Origin of the sequence: Rhodococcus sp. IEGM 1302 (genome assembly GCF_030056935.1) — a bacterium.
Classification (GTDB): Bacteria; Actinomycetota; Actinomycetes; order Mycobacteriales; family Mycobacteriaceae; genus Rhodococcus_F; species Rhodococcus_F qingshengii.
Map to the genome: position 1 here is coordinate 364,587 of NZ_JASHKY010000003.1, position 16,309 is coordinate 380,895.

The 16,309-nt window shown below is 64.2% G+C and carries 15 protein-coding genes and 1 riboswitch; of the genes, 12 read left to right on the forward strand and 3 right to left on the reverse strand.

The window, feature by feature from the left end:
• Window positions 1-21 precede the first annotated feature (21 nt).
• A complete protein-coding gene (locus QM609_RS08840) occupies window positions 22-1,782 on the reverse strand; it encodes a DEDD exonuclease domain-containing protein (protein WP_167349886.1) in 1,761 nt (586 codons plus the stop codon).
• Window positions 1,783-2,304: 522 nt separating this feature from the next.
• Window positions 2,305-2,483, forward strand: a riboswitch (cyclic di-AMP (ydaO/yuaA leader).
• A 14-nt stretch (window positions 2,484-2,497) separates the two neighbouring features.
• On the opposite strand from QM609_RS08840, the gene QM609_RS08845 reads away from it, so the two are divergent.
• The 4 genes from QM609_RS08845 (at window position 2,498) to QM609_RS08860 (ending at window position 7,071) form a co-directional block, all read left to right on the forward strand.
• On the forward strand, window positions 2,498-3,055 hold the full coding sequence (locus QM609_RS08845; protein ID WP_050655815.1) for a C40 family peptidase: 558 nt from the start codon (window positions 2,498-2,500) through the stop codon (window positions 3,053-3,055).
• A 324-nt stretch (window positions 3,056-3,379) separates the two neighbouring features.
• A complete protein-coding gene (locus QM609_RS08850; RefSeq protein WP_003941704.1) occupies window positions 3,380-4,432 on the forward strand; it encodes a C40 family peptidase in 1,053 nt (350 codons plus the stop codon).
• 74 nt (window positions 4,433-4,506) lie between these two features.
• Entirely contained in the window at window positions 4,507-5,865 is a 1,359-nt protein-coding gene (locus QM609_RS08855; protein WP_223304499.1) for a peptidase MA family metallohydrolase, read from the forward strand.
• Between the two features lie 78 nt (window positions 5,866-5,943).
• The gene (locus tag QM609_RS08860; protein WP_003941734.1) at window positions 5,944-7,071 is read left to right on the forward strand and encodes a glycosyltransferase family 4 protein; all 1,128 of its coding nucleotides are present in this window, start codon (window positions 5,944-5,946) and stop codon (window positions 7,069-7,071) included.
• Window positions 7,072-7,167: 96 nt separating this feature from the next.
• On the opposite strand, the gene QM609_RS08865 is transcribed toward QM609_RS08860, so the two are convergent.
• Window positions 7,168-8,979, reverse strand: coding sequence for an AMP-dependent synthetase/ligase (locus tag QM609_RS08865; RefSeq protein ID WP_003941777.1), 1,812 nt, complete (start codon window positions 8,977-8,979; stop codon window positions 7,168-7,170).
• A gap of 159 nt (window positions 8,980-9,138) precedes the next feature.
• Here QM609_RS08865 and QM609_RS08870 point away from each other — a divergent pair, with 159 nt between their 5' ends.
• The 8 genes from QM609_RS08870 (at window position 9,139) to QM609_RS08905 (ending at window position 15,769) form a co-directional block, all read left to right on the forward strand.
• Window positions 9,139-9,525: an SRPBCC family protein gene (locus QM609_RS08870; protein ID WP_003941776.1), complete on the forward strand. Its 387-nt coding sequence runs from the start codon at window positions 9,139-9,141 to the stop codon at window positions 9,523-9,525.
• Between the two features lie 63 nt (window positions 9,526-9,588).
• A complete protein-coding gene (locus tag QM609_RS08875; RefSeq protein ID WP_003941701.1) occupies window positions 9,589-10,026 on the forward strand; it encodes an SRPBCC family protein in 438 nt (145 codons plus the stop codon).
• On the forward strand, window positions 10,027-11,277 hold the full coding sequence (locus tag QM609_RS08880; protein WP_003941793.1) for an ArsA family ATPase: 1,251 nt from the start codon (window positions 10,027-10,029) through the stop codon (window positions 11,275-11,277). It begins immediately after the preceding gene.
• On the forward strand, window positions 11,274-11,669 hold the full coding sequence (locus QM609_RS08885) for a hypothetical protein (RefSeq protein ID WP_007730069.1): 396 nt from the start codon (window positions 11,274-11,276) through the stop codon (window positions 11,667-11,669). Before QM609_RS08880 ends, QM609_RS08885 begins: the two co-directional genes overlap by 4 nt.
• A gap of 124 nt (window positions 11,670-11,793) precedes the next feature.
• On the forward strand, window positions 11,794-12,834 hold the full coding sequence (locus QM609_RS08890; protein ID WP_020969875.1) for an ROK family protein: 1,041 nt from the start codon (window positions 11,794-11,796) through the stop codon (window positions 12,832-12,834).
• A gap of 94 nt (window positions 12,835-12,928) precedes the next feature.
• Complete coding sequence (locus tag QM609_RS08895; protein WP_029538272.1) at window positions 12,929-13,735, forward strand: lysophospholipid acyltransferase family protein; 807 nt, start codon at window positions 12,929-12,931, stop codon at window positions 13,733-13,735.
• A 66-nt stretch (window positions 13,736-13,801) separates the two neighbouring features.
• Entirely contained in the window at window positions 13,802-14,293 is a 492-nt protein-coding gene (locus tag QM609_RS08900) for a polyadenylate-specific 3'-exoribonuclease AS (RefSeq protein ID WP_003941683.1), read from the forward strand.
• 90 nt (window positions 14,294-14,383) lie between these two features.
• A complete protein-coding gene (locus tag QM609_RS08905; RefSeq protein ID WP_007730070.1) occupies window positions 14,384-15,769 on the forward strand; it encodes a class II 3-deoxy-7-phosphoheptulonate synthase in 1,386 nt (461 codons plus the stop codon).
• 84 nt (window positions 15,770-15,853) lie between these two features.
• Here QM609_RS08905 and QM609_RS08910 read toward each other — a convergent pair whose 3' ends face one another.
• On the reverse strand, window positions 15,854-16,282 hold the full coding sequence (locus tag QM609_RS08910) for a protein-tyrosine phosphatase family protein (RefSeq protein ID WP_050655814.1): 429 nt from the start codon (window positions 16,280-16,282) through the stop codon (window positions 15,854-15,856).
• Between the last annotated feature and the right edge of the window lie 27 nt (window positions 16,283-16,309).

Sequence of the window (16,309 nt, forward strand, 5' to 3'; positions counted from 1 at the left end):
GGGTGCCGCCCCGCCGTTACGTCATCGATGTTCGGATTCGGTTCCGGCTCGGGCGAGTCGGCACCAGGCTTCCCACTTGCCGGCGCCGCTCACAGGTTCGACGTATCCGGATGTCGCCGACACGATTCGGACACCGTCCGACGAGAGCCACCTTGCGATCAGTCCCAGTTCTTCGGGTGACGCGCCGCGGAACGGGGCGTCGTCCGGTAGGACGGTTTCGGCCGCCGCGGTGATGGCGTCGACGACGGGCATCGGGTGAGTCCCACGTCTGGCGAGCCCGGCGGACGCGAGACGCCCGGACCGGATCACCGACAGCTCCCAGCCGCCGTCTCCGGTGGGGCGGGCGAGAACGAGTTGTTCGATCGCCGCGACTGCGGCGAGTCGCTGAGTGCGCCGCACTGCGGTGGCGACTGCGACCGTTCGGTCACGCAGACGCGCAGCATTCTCGAACAACGCGTGTGCGGACAGCTCGTCGATCCGGGCCTGCATCTGTTGGAGGGGAGCGTCGTTGGTTCCTCGGAAGAATCCACGCACGGCCTCAGGGGCGGCCGCGTAGTCCTCTGCGTTGATTTCCGGGGTCCAGGAGGCTGGACACGCCCCCAGTTCGCGAGCGGGGCAGTCAGGGCCGTGAACGGCGCCGCGTCCGAGACGCTTGGTACACGTGCGCAGACGACTGAACTCTGCGACGGTGTCGGCGACGTCGACTGCGTCGGCGCGAGAGGTGAACGGGCCGATCGAATCGGCCGTGGGCGTGCGAACCACGGACAGTCTCGGAAACGCCTCGTCGGTGAGGGTGATCCACCAACCTCGCTTGGGAAACTTGGAGCGACGGTTGTACGGCGGCGCATGCGCGCTCAGCAGTCGTAGTTCACGCACCCCGGCTTCGAGAGCGTGCGCGCACTCGACATGGTCCACGCGGGTGGCCAGCGCGACCATTTCCTTCATCCGGCCGCGGGTCTCCGAACCGGTGAAGTAGTTGCGGACGCGGCGTCGAAGGTCGGTAGCAGTTCCTATGTAGAGGGCTTCGTCGGAAGGACCGCGGAAAAGGTAGACACCGGGGCTTCGCGGCAGGTTTGCGGCGAAGGACCGTTTGGCCCGTTGATGCGAGGAAATGTTGGGCAGGTAGTCGACCAGTTCGCTGTAACTGTGGACACCCTGGTTTCCGACCCTGTCGATCAGTCCGTGGAGGACGTCGACGGTCGCACGCGCGTCGTCGAGAGCCCGGTGCGTCGGCTGGGTGGTCACTTGGAAGAGATGGGCGAGTGCGGAGAGTTTCACCGAAGGTGCTTCGTCGCGTGTGAGTACGCGCCGGGCGAGTTTGACGGTGCACAGGACACGGAACGCAGGCCACGGGCGCGCGCTGCGTGACGCCGCTGCTTTGAGGAAACCGATGTCGAACGGCGCGTTGTGTGCCACCAGCACCGCGCCCTCGGCGAACTCGAGAAATGCAGGCAGGACACGTTCGATGGGAGGTGCGCCGATCAGCATGGCCGTGGTGATTCCGGTCAGTTCGACTATGTAGGGCGGAATCGACCGGCCGGGGTCGACGAGTGTTGCCATTTCGCCCAGTACCTCGCCGCCGCGGATCTTGACGGCGCCGATCTCGGTGATGGAGTCCTGGTCGGCGCTGCCCCCTGTGGTCTCGAGGTCGACGACGACAAATGTTGTCTCGCTCAGCGGTGTGTCCAGTTCGTCGAAGCTCAGTTGCCGCCCGACGTCGAACTTCTCCCCGTCGGAGAACGGGGGCGGAGACGGAAATTCTCGGGCCGAGGCGGGACTCACACCGCAGACAGTAGAAGTACCCCCCGACACGAATTCGAGAGTGCAGACACGGAATCCGACCCGCACGGACTTCCGTTGCGAAATCGGTCGATGAACGCCCGACAAAAGTAGGAGAGACGAGGATCACACTTGCGGTGGGAACTCGCGAATGTGGACGCGCGCCTACTTGTGAGTAGGGCGAGTCGAGGGGGTCTTCGGTGCGTCTGTCGACGGCTGAAACCGCTTCCGTGACCGGAACAAGTTCTAGTTTCAAGTAATCATCGTTGAACTGCATGGAAGATCGGATTGTCGGGTTTGGTGAGCCTTGGCAGTGGGTAGCGGGCGCGGGTTTGACGGCCTGGAGTGGGTCGCCGAACCGACCTGTTGTTATCTCCCCGTGACCCGCCGGGCGTATCGCGGGCGCGGCACCACGATTTCCGGCGAATCGGGCGCGATTGTCACGAAGCGGTCGACATCGTCGCGATCATTTCGTAACCTTCCTGAGACCTAACGAAGTCTTGCCGGACCAAACAGGACCGGCATCGTCAGGAACCGCCTAATCGGGATCTCCGCGAGGAACCCGAACCGGGAACCCAAGTTTCCACTGGGGTGAATCCCGCCTGGGGTGCAGCACGCAGGATCGCTGCAGACCACGCGGGTAGGGCTGATCTTCCCAGCCCGAACCCGTCAGCTAACTCGGTCGGCGGATGAATGGAAGAAATGGAGCACCCCTTAAGTGGCGTCACAGAGTTTCAAGCGTTCAGCGCAGTTGGCAGTAGCCGGCGCGCTCGCAGTCGGAGCATTCGCTGCAACCGCTGCACCTGCCTCGGCAGACCCCATCACCATCCCCGGCGTCGGCACGTTCGAGGTTCCGGGCGTTTCTATTCCTCAGTTGCCGGTCATTCCGGGCATCGCCGACATCGCACCGGCTGCACCGGCCGCTCCCATCTCCAGTGTTGGTGAGCAGGCAGTTCGCGCCGCAGAGAGCAAGCTGGGCTCCCCGTACGTGTACGGCGCAGCCGGCCCGGACGCATTCGACTGCTCCGGTCTCGTTCAGTGGGCATACAAGCAGGCCGGTCTCAACCTGCCTCGCACGAGCTACGACCAGGCTGCAGCCGGCGTTGCCGTCGCACAGTCCGATCTTCAGGTCGGCGACGTGATCTCCTTCTACGGCGGATCGCATTCGGGCATCTACGCCGGTAACGGCAATGTCATCCACGCGTCGACCGCTGGTCAGCCCGTGAAGCTCGCTCCGGTGTCCTCGATGCCGTACGACGGCGCTCGCCGTTACTGATTTCTGAACACGCTCGACGGCTGTCTCCGGTAGGCAGTCGGAACGATCCGCCGCTGTGATGCGGCGGAGCTCGGGGGAGCTCCGGATCTTCGAATGTGGGCCTCGAATCTTCGATTCGGGGCCCACATTTTCGTTTCGCGACAATTCGCCCGGTACTTCACCCCGACACGCCTACCGGCGAGTAGACACAAACGTATGCCGTTCCGTAACCTTATCGAGACATTGCGCGGCCGAGACAGGTACTGTGGATAGTTGACAGCCAGCTAACAGATCGTCGACCGGTCCCGGTCGGCGTCGCTTCACCGAGACGGAGAGTTGCATTCCGTGGTTTCATCGAAAAACAACAGTCGAGTACGGGCCGCATTGACAGTGGGAGTGCTGGCGTTCGGACTCGTTGCAGGGCCTTCGATGCAGGCCGGTGCCGACCCCGTCATCACCAACCCCACCGAGGCGCTCGACAAGCTCGGTGAACTCTCCCGGGTTTCCGAGCAGACCAACGAAGCGCTGCACAACGCGCAGATCGACCTCGACGCGAAGCTGGCAGTCGCGAATGATGCGGACGTGCGATCGGCAGCCGATCAGGGTCTTCTCGACGCGGCTTCGGCGCGCGTCGCCGAGTTCGCTCCGGCGGTAAACCGTATTGCCACAGCGAATTACCAGGGTGCGCGAACCAATCGCCTCTTTGCGTTGATGGTGAGCGACTCGCCGCAGCAGTTGCTCGACCAGATGTCTGCGCTCGACGTGATTTCCAACGACGCGGCAGTACAGGTCTCTCAGTTCAACCAAGCCACTGCCGATGCGCGTGCCGCCTCGGAAGCGTCGAAGCGATCGGCCGAAGAAGCGCGAACCGCCGCCGATCAAGCCCGCGCGCTCAGTGACGATTTGCAGCGCAAGCAGAGTGAACTGCAGACGCAGATCGCCGACGTGACCAAAGCCTTCCAGAATCTCACCGACGACGAACGTAACCAACTGAGCGGTACGCCTTTCCCGCCGGACGTCGATCTCAGCAAAATTCTGGCTAACTTGACCCCTGGCTCGGGTGCTGCTGCTCTGCAGGCAGGCCTCACGCGGATCGGTGACCCGTACGTCTGGGGCGCGACCGGCCCGAACGAGTTCGACTGCTCAGGTCTGGTGGTGTGGGCCTACAAGCAGATCGGAAAGACTCTGCCGCGATCGAGCCAAGCGCAGGCGCAGGGCGGTGTACCGGTGTCGAGGGACCAACTACAGCCCGGCGACGTCGTGACTTTCTACAGCGACAACTCGCATGTCGGCATCTACGCCGGCGACGGAAACATTCTGCATGCGTCGACGTTCGGCGTACCGGTGAAGGTCCAGTCGATGGCAGGCATGGAGTTCTCCACTGCGCGTCGTTACTGACGGCTTGCTGCGCCCGAGCGGCGTGTGGCCAGCCGCCGTGAAGCGTCGAGTCGAGTTCTCCTACACTCGGCACCGTGCCGACTGAACCGATGACGACGCCCGACGTCGGCGCAGATCGACCACGCCGTTGGGAGTATCCGGCCCTCGTGGCGCTCGGTGTAGCCGTGGTGCTCGTTCTGGGCCTGACGATCTTCCTGACGAACAGGTCCGATTCCGACGAAAATGCCGCCGCCGAACAGGACGCGGAACGCAGCGCTCAAGTCCAGAGCTTTCTCGATGCATGGGCCGCGGCTCAGATGTCCGACGATCCGTCGGGGCTGGCGAAGTTCGTCGACAGTGCCGCCGCACCCGGTGTGCTCGAGGCGGAAGTTCGACGAGCCACTGCTGCGGGAGCGCTTGAATTCTCCGACTGGGGATACGAGATTCCCAGCGGCGGCCTGACTCCGGCGCCGCGAACCGGTGCGCCGGGCGGAGACGTCGAAGTATGGAATGCGCAAGTTCTGTTGCGGTACGCCCTCGACGGCGTCGACGCATTGCCCACGCGCAAGGCAGTGTCCATGACGCTCGCGAAACGCGGCGATCAGTGGTCGGTTCTTGCGGACGGGTCGATCGTCGGACTGGACGGCGCCCGAACGGCGGGCGAATCCTGGAACGGCCCCTGGGACTTCGGCCCGCTTGCCGTCGCCGAGAATTCTGCGGGTAACGCGCTGGTGATCGGCCACCCGGGTCAGCAGGCGTTCGTCGACGCTTTGGCTGCCGATGTGGACTCAGCCATCGAGAACACGACGCAGTTGTGGGGGCCGTGGTGGTCCGAGCGCGCGGTGCTCATGGTGGCGGGGTCCGCTGAGGAATTCACCGCACTGGTCGGCTCCCATCACGACGGCGCTTCGATTGCTGCAGTGTCGGTCGCGGATGCGACGGCGGACGGGTCTTCCGACGTGAGTGGCCAGCGGGTGGTCTTCTCGCCTGCCGCGGCTTCGAGGTTGACCGACATCACCAGGCGAACGGTGTTGCGCCACGAACTGATGCACATAGCCGCCCGATCGAAAACCCGTGACGGGTCGCCGATGTGGGTATTGGAAGGGTTTGCCGAATACGCGGGAAACCGTGGATCCTCGCGGGCCTGGGGTGAGATCGCGCCGACTCTGGCGGCAGCGGTACGCTCCGGCGATACTCCGACCGAGTTTCCGGACGACACGCAGTTCAGCGGTGTACCGGTCGTGAGTTCACTGGCGTACGAATCGGCGTGGTCGATCAACGCGTATATCGCCGATCGATTCGGAGAAGCAAAGCTGACCGACCTCTTTCGCGCTCTCGCCTCCGGAAAGATGACGGCCGAAGACCTCGATTCGCGGATCCGAGCGGTCGTTGGCGTCGGAACCGAGGAACTGCGAGCCGGATGGGTCGACTGGACCAACAGCCATCTGGGCTGAGTAGTTCGCGGCTGGGTCGATTGCAGCGGCGAGGTGCCCTTCGCACGTTTGAAGCACCGAGTGCCCTACGGTGGACGGATGCGCCGGACCCTCTTGGTGACCAACGATTTTCCTCCTCGCCCCGGAGGTATCCAGTCCTATCTCCACACGTTCGCCGGGCATCTGCCGCCGGACAAGTTGGTGGTGTACGCACCGCGGTGGCGGGGCGACTCGCACAAGAAGTTCGATGCGGCACAGCCTTTCGAGGTCGTTCGGCACCCGACGACGCTGATGCTGCCGTCGCCTTTTGTCGCTCGTCGAGCCGCGAAGTTGGTCAAGAAGCACGACTGCGAGTCGGTCTGGTTCGGTGCGGCAGCGCCGTTGGCGTTGTTGGCACCGGTTGTTCGACGCGCCGGAGCGAGCCGAGTGATCGCGAGTACTCACGGCCACGAGGTCGGATGGTCGATGATTCCCGGTGCGCGGCAGTCGTTGCGTGTGATCGGTGACCACACCGATGCGGTGACGTTCGTCAGCAAATACACCCGTGGGCGGTTCTCGGCGGCCTTCGGCCCGCAAGCGGCGCTCGAGCACCTTCCTTCCGGAGTGGACACGTCAGTGTTCCACCCGGACTCGGTCGCCCGCGCGGAACTGCGTAAGCGATACGGGCTGGGCGAGCGGCCCACGATCCTGTGCCTGTCGCGGCTCGTGCCACGCAAGGGGCAGGACATGCTCATCAAGGCGCTGCCGACCGTACGCAAGAGCATTGACGGGGCGGTACTGGTGATCGTCGGAGGTGGGCCGTACGAGGACCATCTCCGCCAATTGGCGCGTAAGACCGGGATGGACGATCACGTCGTCTTCACGGGCACGGTGCCCGCCGCAGAGTTGGCAGCGCACCACACGATCGCCGACGTGTTCGCCATGCCGTGCCGTACCCGAGGCGCCGGATTGGACGTCGAAGGACTGGGAATCGTCTACCTCGAGGCCTCGGCTACCGGTGTGCCGGTCATCGCCGGGCGCAGTGGTGGCGCTCCGGAAACGGTGCAGCAGAACAAGACCGGGCTCGTGGTCGACGGCACCTCTGTTCGCGACGTCGCCGAATCCGTGATCGAGGTGCTGTCCGATCGTGATCGCGCGGCCGCGATGGGAGCAGCCGGCCGGGCATGGGTTGCCGAAGACTGGAAGTGGGACACGCTCGCTTCGAAACTGCGTAATCTCCTCGGCTGAGCAAACGGGACTCGAACGCGAACGGCCCGCACCGAATTCGGTGCGGGCCGTTCATGTCGGCACGTTCGTGTCGGCAGAGGGCTGATCGGCGAAAGACTACTTGGCGTAGATCTTTTCGATGTCGGCGGCAAAGCTCTCGTGCACGACGTTGCGCTTGAGCTTCATCGTGGGCGTGAGTTCGCCTGTGTCCTCGGAGAAGTCGACCGGAAGAATGCGGAACTTCTTGATCGCCTCGGCGTGTGAGACGAGCTTGTTGGCCTCGTCGATGGCGTCCTGGATTTCGCCGACCAGTTCGCCGTCCGAAACCAGGTCGGCCGCTGTGGTTCCTGCGGCCTTGTTGTTGCGCTCGTTCCAGGCGGGGAGAGCTTCGGCGTCGATGGTGATGAGGGCGCCGATGAAAGGCTTCTGGTCGCCGACCACGATGGCCTGGCTGATCAGCGGGTGCGCGCGAAGGGAATCCTCGAGCTGAGCGGGGGAGACGTTCTTGCCGCCTGCCGTGACGATGATTTCCTTCTTGCGGCCGGTGATGGTGATGTAGCCGTCCTTGTCGACGGTGCCGAGGTCGCCGGTGTGGAACCAGCCGTTCTCGATCGACTCGGCGGTCGCCTTCTCGTTGCGCCAGTAGCCGGTGAAGACCACCGGTCCCGAGAGGAGGATTTCGCCGTCTTCTGCGATACGAACGGAGTTGCCGGCCAACGGCTTTCCGACAGAACCGACCTTCTGTGCGCCGATGGTGTTGACGGCGAACGCTGCGGTGGTCTCGGTCAGTCCGTAGCCCTCGTAGATCGTGACACCGATACCGCGGAAGAAGTGGCCGAGTCGAGCGCCCAGAGGTGCACCACCGGAAATGGCCAGCTGGCACTGCCCGCCGAGCGCTGCGCGCAGCTTCGAGTACACGAGCTTGTCGAAGAGAGCGTGCTTGGCCTTGAGAACGATGCCGGCGCCGCCCTTGTCCTGCGCCTCGCTCCACGCGACGGCGGTGTCTGCGGCCGCGTCGAAGATCTTTCCCTTGCCGTCGCCGTGCGCCTTGGCGCGTGCGCTGTTGTAGACCTTCTCGAACACGCGCGGCACCGAGAGGATGAAGTCGGGCTTGAACTCGCCGAACGTCGGAACGAGGTTCGGGATGTCGCTCGTGTGCCCCAGCGCTGCACCGGCATCGAACGACGCGATGCTGACTGCGCGAGCGAGAACGTGCGCGAGCGGCAAGAACATCAGAGTGCGAACGCCAGGAGTCTTGAGCAGCGTGCCGAGGTTGGAGTCGAGGATGCCCTTCGACTCGGCAATCAGGTTGGAGTGCGTCAGCTGGCAGCCCTTGGGTCGGCCCGTGGTGCCCGACGTGTAGATCAGGGTCGCGGGATCGGATGCCTTCAGTGCAGCGACGCGGGCGTGGACGTCCTCGTCGGAGATGTCGGCGCCCAGTGCGGTCAATTCCTCGACAACACCTTTACCGCCTGCCGCGGCATCGATCTGGTACACCGTGCGCAGCGCGGGGGCGGCTGCAGCGACGTCCTTCACGGTCGCGGCATGTGCGTCGTTCTCGACGATGAGGTCGATTGCTTCGGAGTCCTCGAGAATCCAGCGAACCTGCTCGGCTGCGGAGGTTTCGTAGATCGGAACCGTCACGCCGCCGGCCGCCCAGATGGCGTAGTCGACGAGCGGCCATTCGAAGCGAGTCGCCGACATGAGGCCGACGCGATCGCCCTGCTCGACTCCGATCGCGATCAGGCCCTTGGCGACGGCAGTCACCTGAGCGGCGAAATCGCCTGCAGTGACATCGACCCATGCATTTCCGACTTTGCGCTTGTAGACAACCGCCGCCGGCTTCGTCTTCGCGAAGGCGAAGACCGAGTCGACCGCGGAGGCATCCTCGGGAATGGTGAACGTCTGGGGTGCGCTGAACTCAGGCACGAAATACCTCCGACACTGCGAAATACTGACGAGTAGGGTTTTCGTCTCCTACTGTAGTCGCATGTCCGACGCAGTTGTGGCCAGGCTTACAGTCTGTCCGGTATGTAGTGTTGCGACACCCCTCGACGCTTCGCGGACGCGATATGTGAAGCTACTTCGGTGAGCAGCATTCAGGTCGCAGACCAGACTTTCATCGCCGCCCCGCCCGAGCGGGTCGCCGAACTGTTGTCCTCGCGCGCGCAGTGGCGTCGCTGGTTCAGTGATCTCGAGCTCGAAGTCCGGGAAGATCGCGGTCCCGCAGGATTCCGTTGGGGGGTGTCCGGTCAGCTGGTCGGCACCATGGAGGTGTGGCTCGAACCGGTCATGGACGGGACGATCGCGCACTACTTCCTGCATTGTGAGCCGGTCGGCGTATCGCCGTCCGATCTGGCGACCCTCGACCTCGCCGGGATGAACCGCAAGCGTCGGGTCGACGGCAAGGTCATGTCGTTCCAGCTCAAACGCGAACTCGAAGCGGGACGTGCCGCCGGAGTAGCACCGGACTGATAATCGAAGCACTGCACGTTGTGCAGGTTCTGGACTTTTGACGAAGGAAGGTAGCGCAGTCGTATGGCCGAGAAGACCAAGGGGTTGATCAGCATCGACGCTCCTGCCGACGCCGTGATGGACGTCATCGCCGATTTCGAGCGGTACCCCGAGTGGGTGGCCGCGGCGAAGTCCGTCGAGGTGACGGCGCCGGGACAGGGCGGCCGCGCGGACCGAGTACGTTTCGTCCTCGACGCGGGGATGGTGAAGGACACCTACGAACTGCAGTATTCGTGGGCACCGGACGGTATGGCGGTGAGTTGGGAGCTGATCTCGGGCGAGATTCAGAAGTCCCAATTCGGTTCGTACACACTCGAGCCCGGCCCGAACGGCACCACGTCGGTCACCTACGAGTTGACGGTCGACCTGACGATTCCGATGATCGGACTGTTCAAGCGCAAGGCCGAGAAGATCATCACCGACACAGCTCTGAAGGAACTGAAGAAGCGAGTCGAGGGCTGAGTGCCGGAGCAACGATCGCGCGTCCAACTGTTCGTCGGTAAAGGCGGAGTAGGCACGACGACGCTTGCCGCAGCGACTGCTGTGTCGGCTGCGACCGATGGGGCGAGAGTGCTGCTCGTGTCGATCGATCAGGCAGGTTCTCTTGCAGACGTCCTGGGCGTGCCGAATCCGCGAACGACCACATCTCTCACCGAGCGTCTCGACGTCCGGCAACTCGACACGTCAGCGCTCCTCGAGGACAAGTTCCGAGGATTGTCGGGGTTGATCGACGCTGCAGGAACTTTCGGAGCGGGAGATCACGAACACGGTTCGTCATTCGAGGGCTTGGAACCGGAAGAGTTGACGGGATCCCTGGGCATCCAAGACATGCTCGGGCTCGCCGAGATCGTCGACCTCTCGGACAGCGGCGACTACGACGTCGTGATCGTGGACTGTCCGGCCGCAGCCGAAGCGCTGCGGATACTCGGCTCGCCGTCGATGGTGTCGGAGTATCTCGAGCGATTGTGGCCGCGGCACAGGCGGATGGTCGCTGTGACAGGTACGGACATGCGGCTGCTCCTGCTCGTGTCCGTCGTCGAACGCGTGCTCGCGTCGGTGGATCGGATCGCGGTTCACCTCTCGGATCGGGAGAACACCGGCGTGCGTGTGGTGACGTCGGCCGACGGCGTGTCGGTCGCGGCGACTCGTCGGACGTTGTCCGGGCTGGCTCTGGCCGGGTTGCGAGTTGACGGGATTGTGGTCAACAACCTTGTCCCGCAGTTCAACTCGTCCGCCGGGAAGGGTGTCGACGATTCACCGGCGGCGCAGTGGCTCGCGTCGATCCGGGCGGCTCAGGCACTCGTCGTGGACGAACTGCGTGGATCAACCGATGGAATGTCCGTCACAACGGTCGAACGCGCTTGCGCCGAACCGGTAGGGTTGGCCGCTCTGGGCGAGATCGCGGCCACGTTCGAGGGTGGAGCGGGCACGGATTCGGGCACCGTCGGTACCGCGGACAACATCGTGGTGTCGTTGGAGTCCGGGACCGGAGTCGATTCGGTGTACGTGATGCGGATGTACCTTCCGCTCGTGGATCCGTCGTCGTTGTCGTTGGGCCGGGTGGAGGACGATGTGCTGGTGGGAGCAGACGGCGTACGACGCAGAGTTCGTTTGGCGTCGGTGCTGCGTCGTTGTGTCGTGAACGGGGCGGAGTTGGACGGCAGTTACCTGATCATCCGGTTCAGCCCGGATCCCGCGGTGTGGCCGGTATGAGCGAAGAGCACGAGCGCCTCGTCGCGGAGTTTCGCGCGCTGGCGGAAACCGTTCTGACGCGCCTGGAACCGGTGCTGCAGAAGGCCGCAGCAGCGACGGCAGACGTTGCGAGTGACTCGGCGTCCACGGACACGCAGCCGGTGTTCACCGGCTGCAGCTGGTGCCCGGTGTGCGCCCTCGCCGCACTGGTTCGCGGTGAGCACCACGAACTGTTGGCATTCCTCGCGGGTCAAGCAGCAGCATTCCTTGCGTTGCTTCGTGAGATTCTCGACGAGTTTCTCGGGGGGCCGTCAGGCCCCGATCGTGGACCCGAAGGCGGTCCGACGACGCCAGGTGCGGAGCGAACTCGCACGGCGGCATTTGTCCCGATCAACGTGACGGTCAAGGACTGACTCAGTACCCCGGGTAGAGCGAACGGCCCGAGATGAGCACAATCGACACAATGGTCACCGACGCACGAGGCACCGATTCAGGGTGCGCACTCCAGCGGACGCCGCTCGCGCGGGAATCGTCGCGATGAGCGCGCGCCGCTTGAAAGCGGTCTCCGACTCCACCATGGACGACATCTTGACGGTCGGCATCGACGTCGGCGGGACGAGTATCAGGGCCTCCGTCGTGGACGTCGACGGACAAGTGCTCGAGATGATTCAAGCCCCGACCCCGCAGTCGGCCAGGGCACTCGAAGACGGTCTCGATCGCGTCGTGCGCGAATTGGTCACCAGGCACGAGGTATCGGCCGTGGGGTTGGCGGTCGCCGGCTTCATCACCTCCGATCGAAGCTCGGTTCGGTTCGCTCCGCACTTGCCATGGGTGGACGCGCCGGTCGGAAGTGACTTGAGCAAGCGGCTCGGCTTGCCGGTCGTTCTCGAACACGACGCCAATGCAGCGGCGTTCGCGGAGCACCGATTCGGCGCGGCCGCAGGTGGCCGCAATGTCGTGATGGTGGCGATCGGGACCGGAATCGGTGGAGCGCTGCTGATCAACGGTGAGCTGTACCGGGGGAGTCACGGCGTCGCTCCCGAACTGGGCCACATCCAGGTCGTTCCGGGCGGGCGTCAGTGCGCGTGTGGCAAACGTGGGTGTTGGGAGCGCTATTGCAGCGGAACGGCGCTCGTCGACACGGCAATCGAACTGCTTGCCGCCGACCCGGCCGCGTCGACGGTCCTGGCGCGTGAGGTAGCGGTGGATCCTGGTTCGCTCACCGGTCGCCGGATCGCCAACGCCGCGCAGGACGGTGACCCACTCGCGCTGGCAACGATCGCCGAGTTCACCCGTTGGCTGGCCGTGGGTCTGGCCATGGTCGGTGACGTCTACGATCCCGATCTGGTCGTGATCGCCGGCGGCGTCGCGAGTTCTGCCCCACTGTTTCTCGACGACGCCCGCGAGCAATACGCGACATTGTTGACCGGGGCGAAGCACCGCCCACTGGCCCGCATCCGTTCCGCTCAGCTGGGCGAAGCTGCGGGCATGGTCGGCGCCGCCGCTTTGGCCCGATCGGTAGTGCCTCAGGATCTCGGTGGGGTCGACGGCGCTGGAACCACGTCTGCCGGACTGTGATCGGGTCGATCCTGCAGGGGCGTGTGTAGCGGGGGTTACCGGTCGGCAGTAAGGTCGTACTCAGCGAAATTCAGCTGTGAATGGGAGGGACGCCGTGTGGTATTGGCTCTTCAAGTATGTGTTGCTGGGGCCGATTCTCTGGCTGCTCGGGCGTCCGACGGTCAAGGGTCACGAGAACATTCCGACTGACGGGGCGGCCATTCTGGCCAGCAATCACCAGGCGGTTCTGGACTCGTTCTACCTTCCGCTTCGCGTCAACCGCCGCATCACGTTCCTTGCCAAGAGTGAGTACTTCACCGGTTCCGGTCTGAAGGGCGCTTTCCAGAAGTGGTTCTTCACCGCGGTCGGTCAGGTCCCCATCGACCGAACCGGTGCAGACGCGGCGCAGGATGCACTCAACGCCGGTCTCAAGGTCCTCGGTTCGGGCAGCCTGCTGGGTATCTACCCCGAGGGGACGCGCTCGCCTGACGGTCGCCTCTACAAGGGCAAGACCGGAATGGCGCGCCTCGCACTTGAATCGGGCGTCAAGGTGATCCCGGTAGCGATGGTCGGCACCGACAAGATGAATCCGATCGGCTCACGGATGTGGCGTCCCGCCAAGGTCACCGTGATCGTCGGCGAACCCATCGATTTCTCCCGCTTCGAAGGCATGGGCGGAAACCGCTTCGTCGAGCGCGCTGTGACCGACGAGGTGATGTACAAGTTGATGAAACTCTCCGGCCAGGAGTACGTGGACATCTACGCGGCAAGCCTCAAGAACCAGGCGCCCACGAAACCCGAAGCTGCCGTCGACGTTCCGGCGGAAGGCGGCGAGTCGGTTGTCGATCTCGTGGCCTCGGCCGAGTCGAAGGAATCCGCGAAGACCGACAAGGATTCGCTCCCGGACGCACAAGCCAGCTAGAGATTTCCCACACCGGCCGCACGCGCATTGGCTCCAGAGCCTGCGCGTGCGGCATAGTTTTCGGACGTGCGCTACTTCTACGACTGTGAATTCATCGAAGACGGTCGAACCATCGATCTCGTGTCCATCGGCGTTGTCTGTGAGGACGGCCGAGAGTATTACGCTGTCTCGACGGAGTTCGATCCCGCCCGTGCCGGTAGTTGGGTGCGCAAGAACGTGCTGCCGAAGTTGCCGCAGCCTTCGTCGCCGCTGTGGAAATCACGCGAGAAGATCCGCGACGATCTTCTGAAATTCTTCGTTCCGCGGCCGATGGTGGTTCCGGAGCTCTGGGCGTGGGTCGCCGCCTACGACCACGTCGCGCTGTGCCAGTTGTGGGGCGACATGACGGAACTACCGCAGTCGATGCCGCGGTACACCCGCGAACTCCGACAGTTCTGGGAAGACAACGGCAGTCCTGCCCTCCCGTCGGCGCCCGCCGACGCACACGACGCACTTGCCGACGCCAGGCACAACCTCGTGAAGTTCGACGCCATTTCGGCTGCACGGTCACTTCGCTGACCCAGGTTTCGGTGCGCGGGAAGTGTTCCGATTGGGCTGCGATCGAGAGCCTGTGTGACGCGCCGACGAGCGAGCGAATATCCTGTAGAGGTGAACTGGACTGTCGACGTGCCGATCGACCGCTTGCCCGAACTCCCGCCGTTGCCTGCCGGACTGCGTAAGCAGCTCGACGAGGCGCTCGCGAAGCCCGCTGCTCAGCAGCCCTCGTGGCCCGCTGACCAGGCGGCCGCCATGCGGACTGTGCTCGAGAGCGTGCCTCCCATCACGGTGGCCAGCGAAGTCGAGGCGCTGCAAGAGCGTCTCGCGCAGGTCGCGCGTGGTGAGGCATTTCTGCTCCAGGGCGGTGACTGCGCCGAGACCTTCGCGGACAACACCGAGCCGCACATCAAGGGAAACATCCGCACGTTGCTGCAGATGGCCGTCGTGCTCACCTACGGTTCCTCGATGCCGGTCGTCAAGGTCGCTCGCATCGCCGGCCAGTACGCCAAACCGCGCTCTGCCGACATCGACTCGTTGGGTCTGAAGTCCTACCGCGGCGACATGATCAACTCGCTCGTCGCCGACGAGGCAGTCCGCGCCCACGATCCTTCGCGACTGGTGCGTGCATACGCCAACGCCAGCGCCGCGATGAACCTGGTTCGCGCACTCACCGGCGCCGGCATGGCCGACCTGCACAAGGTGCACGATTGGAACCGCGAATTCGTCGCAGCGTCTCCCGCGGGCGCACGCTACGAGCAACTGGCAGCCGAGATCGACCGCGGCCTGCAGTTCATGAACGCGTGTGGCGTCACCGATCCGAGCCTGCACCAGGCACAGATCTTTGCCAGCCACGAGGCCCTGGTTCTCGACTACGAGCGCGCGATGCTGCGTCTCGACAACGACAGCGATCACCCCAAGCTCTACGACCTGTCGGCTCACTTCCTCTGGATCGGTGACCGCACTCGTCAGCTCGACGGCGCGCACATCGCCTTCGCCGAGTTGGTGTCCAACCCGATCGGCCTCAAGATCGGCCCGAGCACGACGCCGGAAATGGCGGTGGAATACGTCGAGCGTCTCGACCCCACCAACAAGCCAGGTCGTCTGACTCTGATCTCGCGCATGGGCAACGGCAAGGTCCGCGACCTGCTGCCGGCGATCATCGAGAAGGTCCAAGCCACCGGTCACCAGGTCATCTGGCAGTGCGATCCGATGCACGGCAACACCCACGAAGCCTCCACCGGGTACAAGACGCGCCACTTCGACCGCATCGTCGACGAGGTTCAGGGATTCTTCGAGGTCCACAACGGTCTCGGCACGCATCCGGGTGGCATCCACGTCGAGCTGACCGGTGAGAACGTCACCGAGTGCCTCGGCGGCGCGCAGGACATCTCCGACCTCGATCTCGGCGGTCGCTACGAGACGGCGTGCGACCCCCGATTGAACACCCAACAGTCGTTGGAGCTCGCGTTCCTCGTGGCCGAGATGCTGCGAGGCTGAAACCTTGCTTCGCCGAAGCTGATTCGCGCCCGGCATTGATTTCCGGCAAACGCCCTCACCCGCTCGCGCAGGTGGGGGCGTTCGCTATTGCGTGAATCGTGTGACGAATCGGCGCTGCCAGGGCATTTCGACGGCGCGAGGTGAGTAACGTGCGCGAACGTACGCGGTGGCGTCCTTACTGGGCACTCCGTCCATGACGGCAAGAGCGGCCAACGCTGTTCCGGTGCGGCCGTATCCACCACCGCACGCGATCTCGACTCTTTCGGTTGCCGAGCGCACCCACACTTCGTGCAGGGCCCTGCGCAGCGCATCGGGATCGCTCGGCAACCAGAAATCTCGCCAGCGGACCCACTCCGACTCCCACTCGGTGTCGGGAGGTTCTTTGCCGGTCAGATAGACGCCGAAGGTGGGGAGAGGTCCGGAAGGAAGTGGATTGCGGAGTCCTCGACCCCGAATCGATCTCCCCGACGGCAAGTCGAGTATCCCAATGCTCTCGGGTTCCCACGTGGCCATGAATTCAGATTAGGCCGAAGCGGACTG

Bases quoted from the DNA above. Each gene is read 5' to 3' on its own strand.
- QM609_RS08860 (WP_003941734.1), top strand. From the start codon at position 5,944: ATGCGCCGGACCCTCTTGGTGACCAACGATTTTCCTCCTCGCCCCGGA.
- QM609_RS08875 (WP_003941701.1), top strand. From the start codon at position 9,589: ATGGCCGAGAAGACCAAGGGGTTGATCAGCATCGACGCTCCTGCCGAC.
- QM609_RS08885 (WP_007730069.1), top strand. From the start codon at position 11,274: ATGAGCGAAGAGCACGAGCGCCTCGTCGCGGAGTTTCGCGCGCTGGCG.
- QM609_RS08890 (WP_020969875.1), top strand. From the start codon at position 11,794: ATGAGCGCGCGCCGCTTGAAAGCGGTCTCCGACTCCACCATGGACGAC.
- QM609_RS08910 (WP_050655814.1), bottom strand. From the start codon at position 16,282: ATGGCCACGTGGGAACCCGAGAGCATTGGGATACTCGACTTGCCGTCG.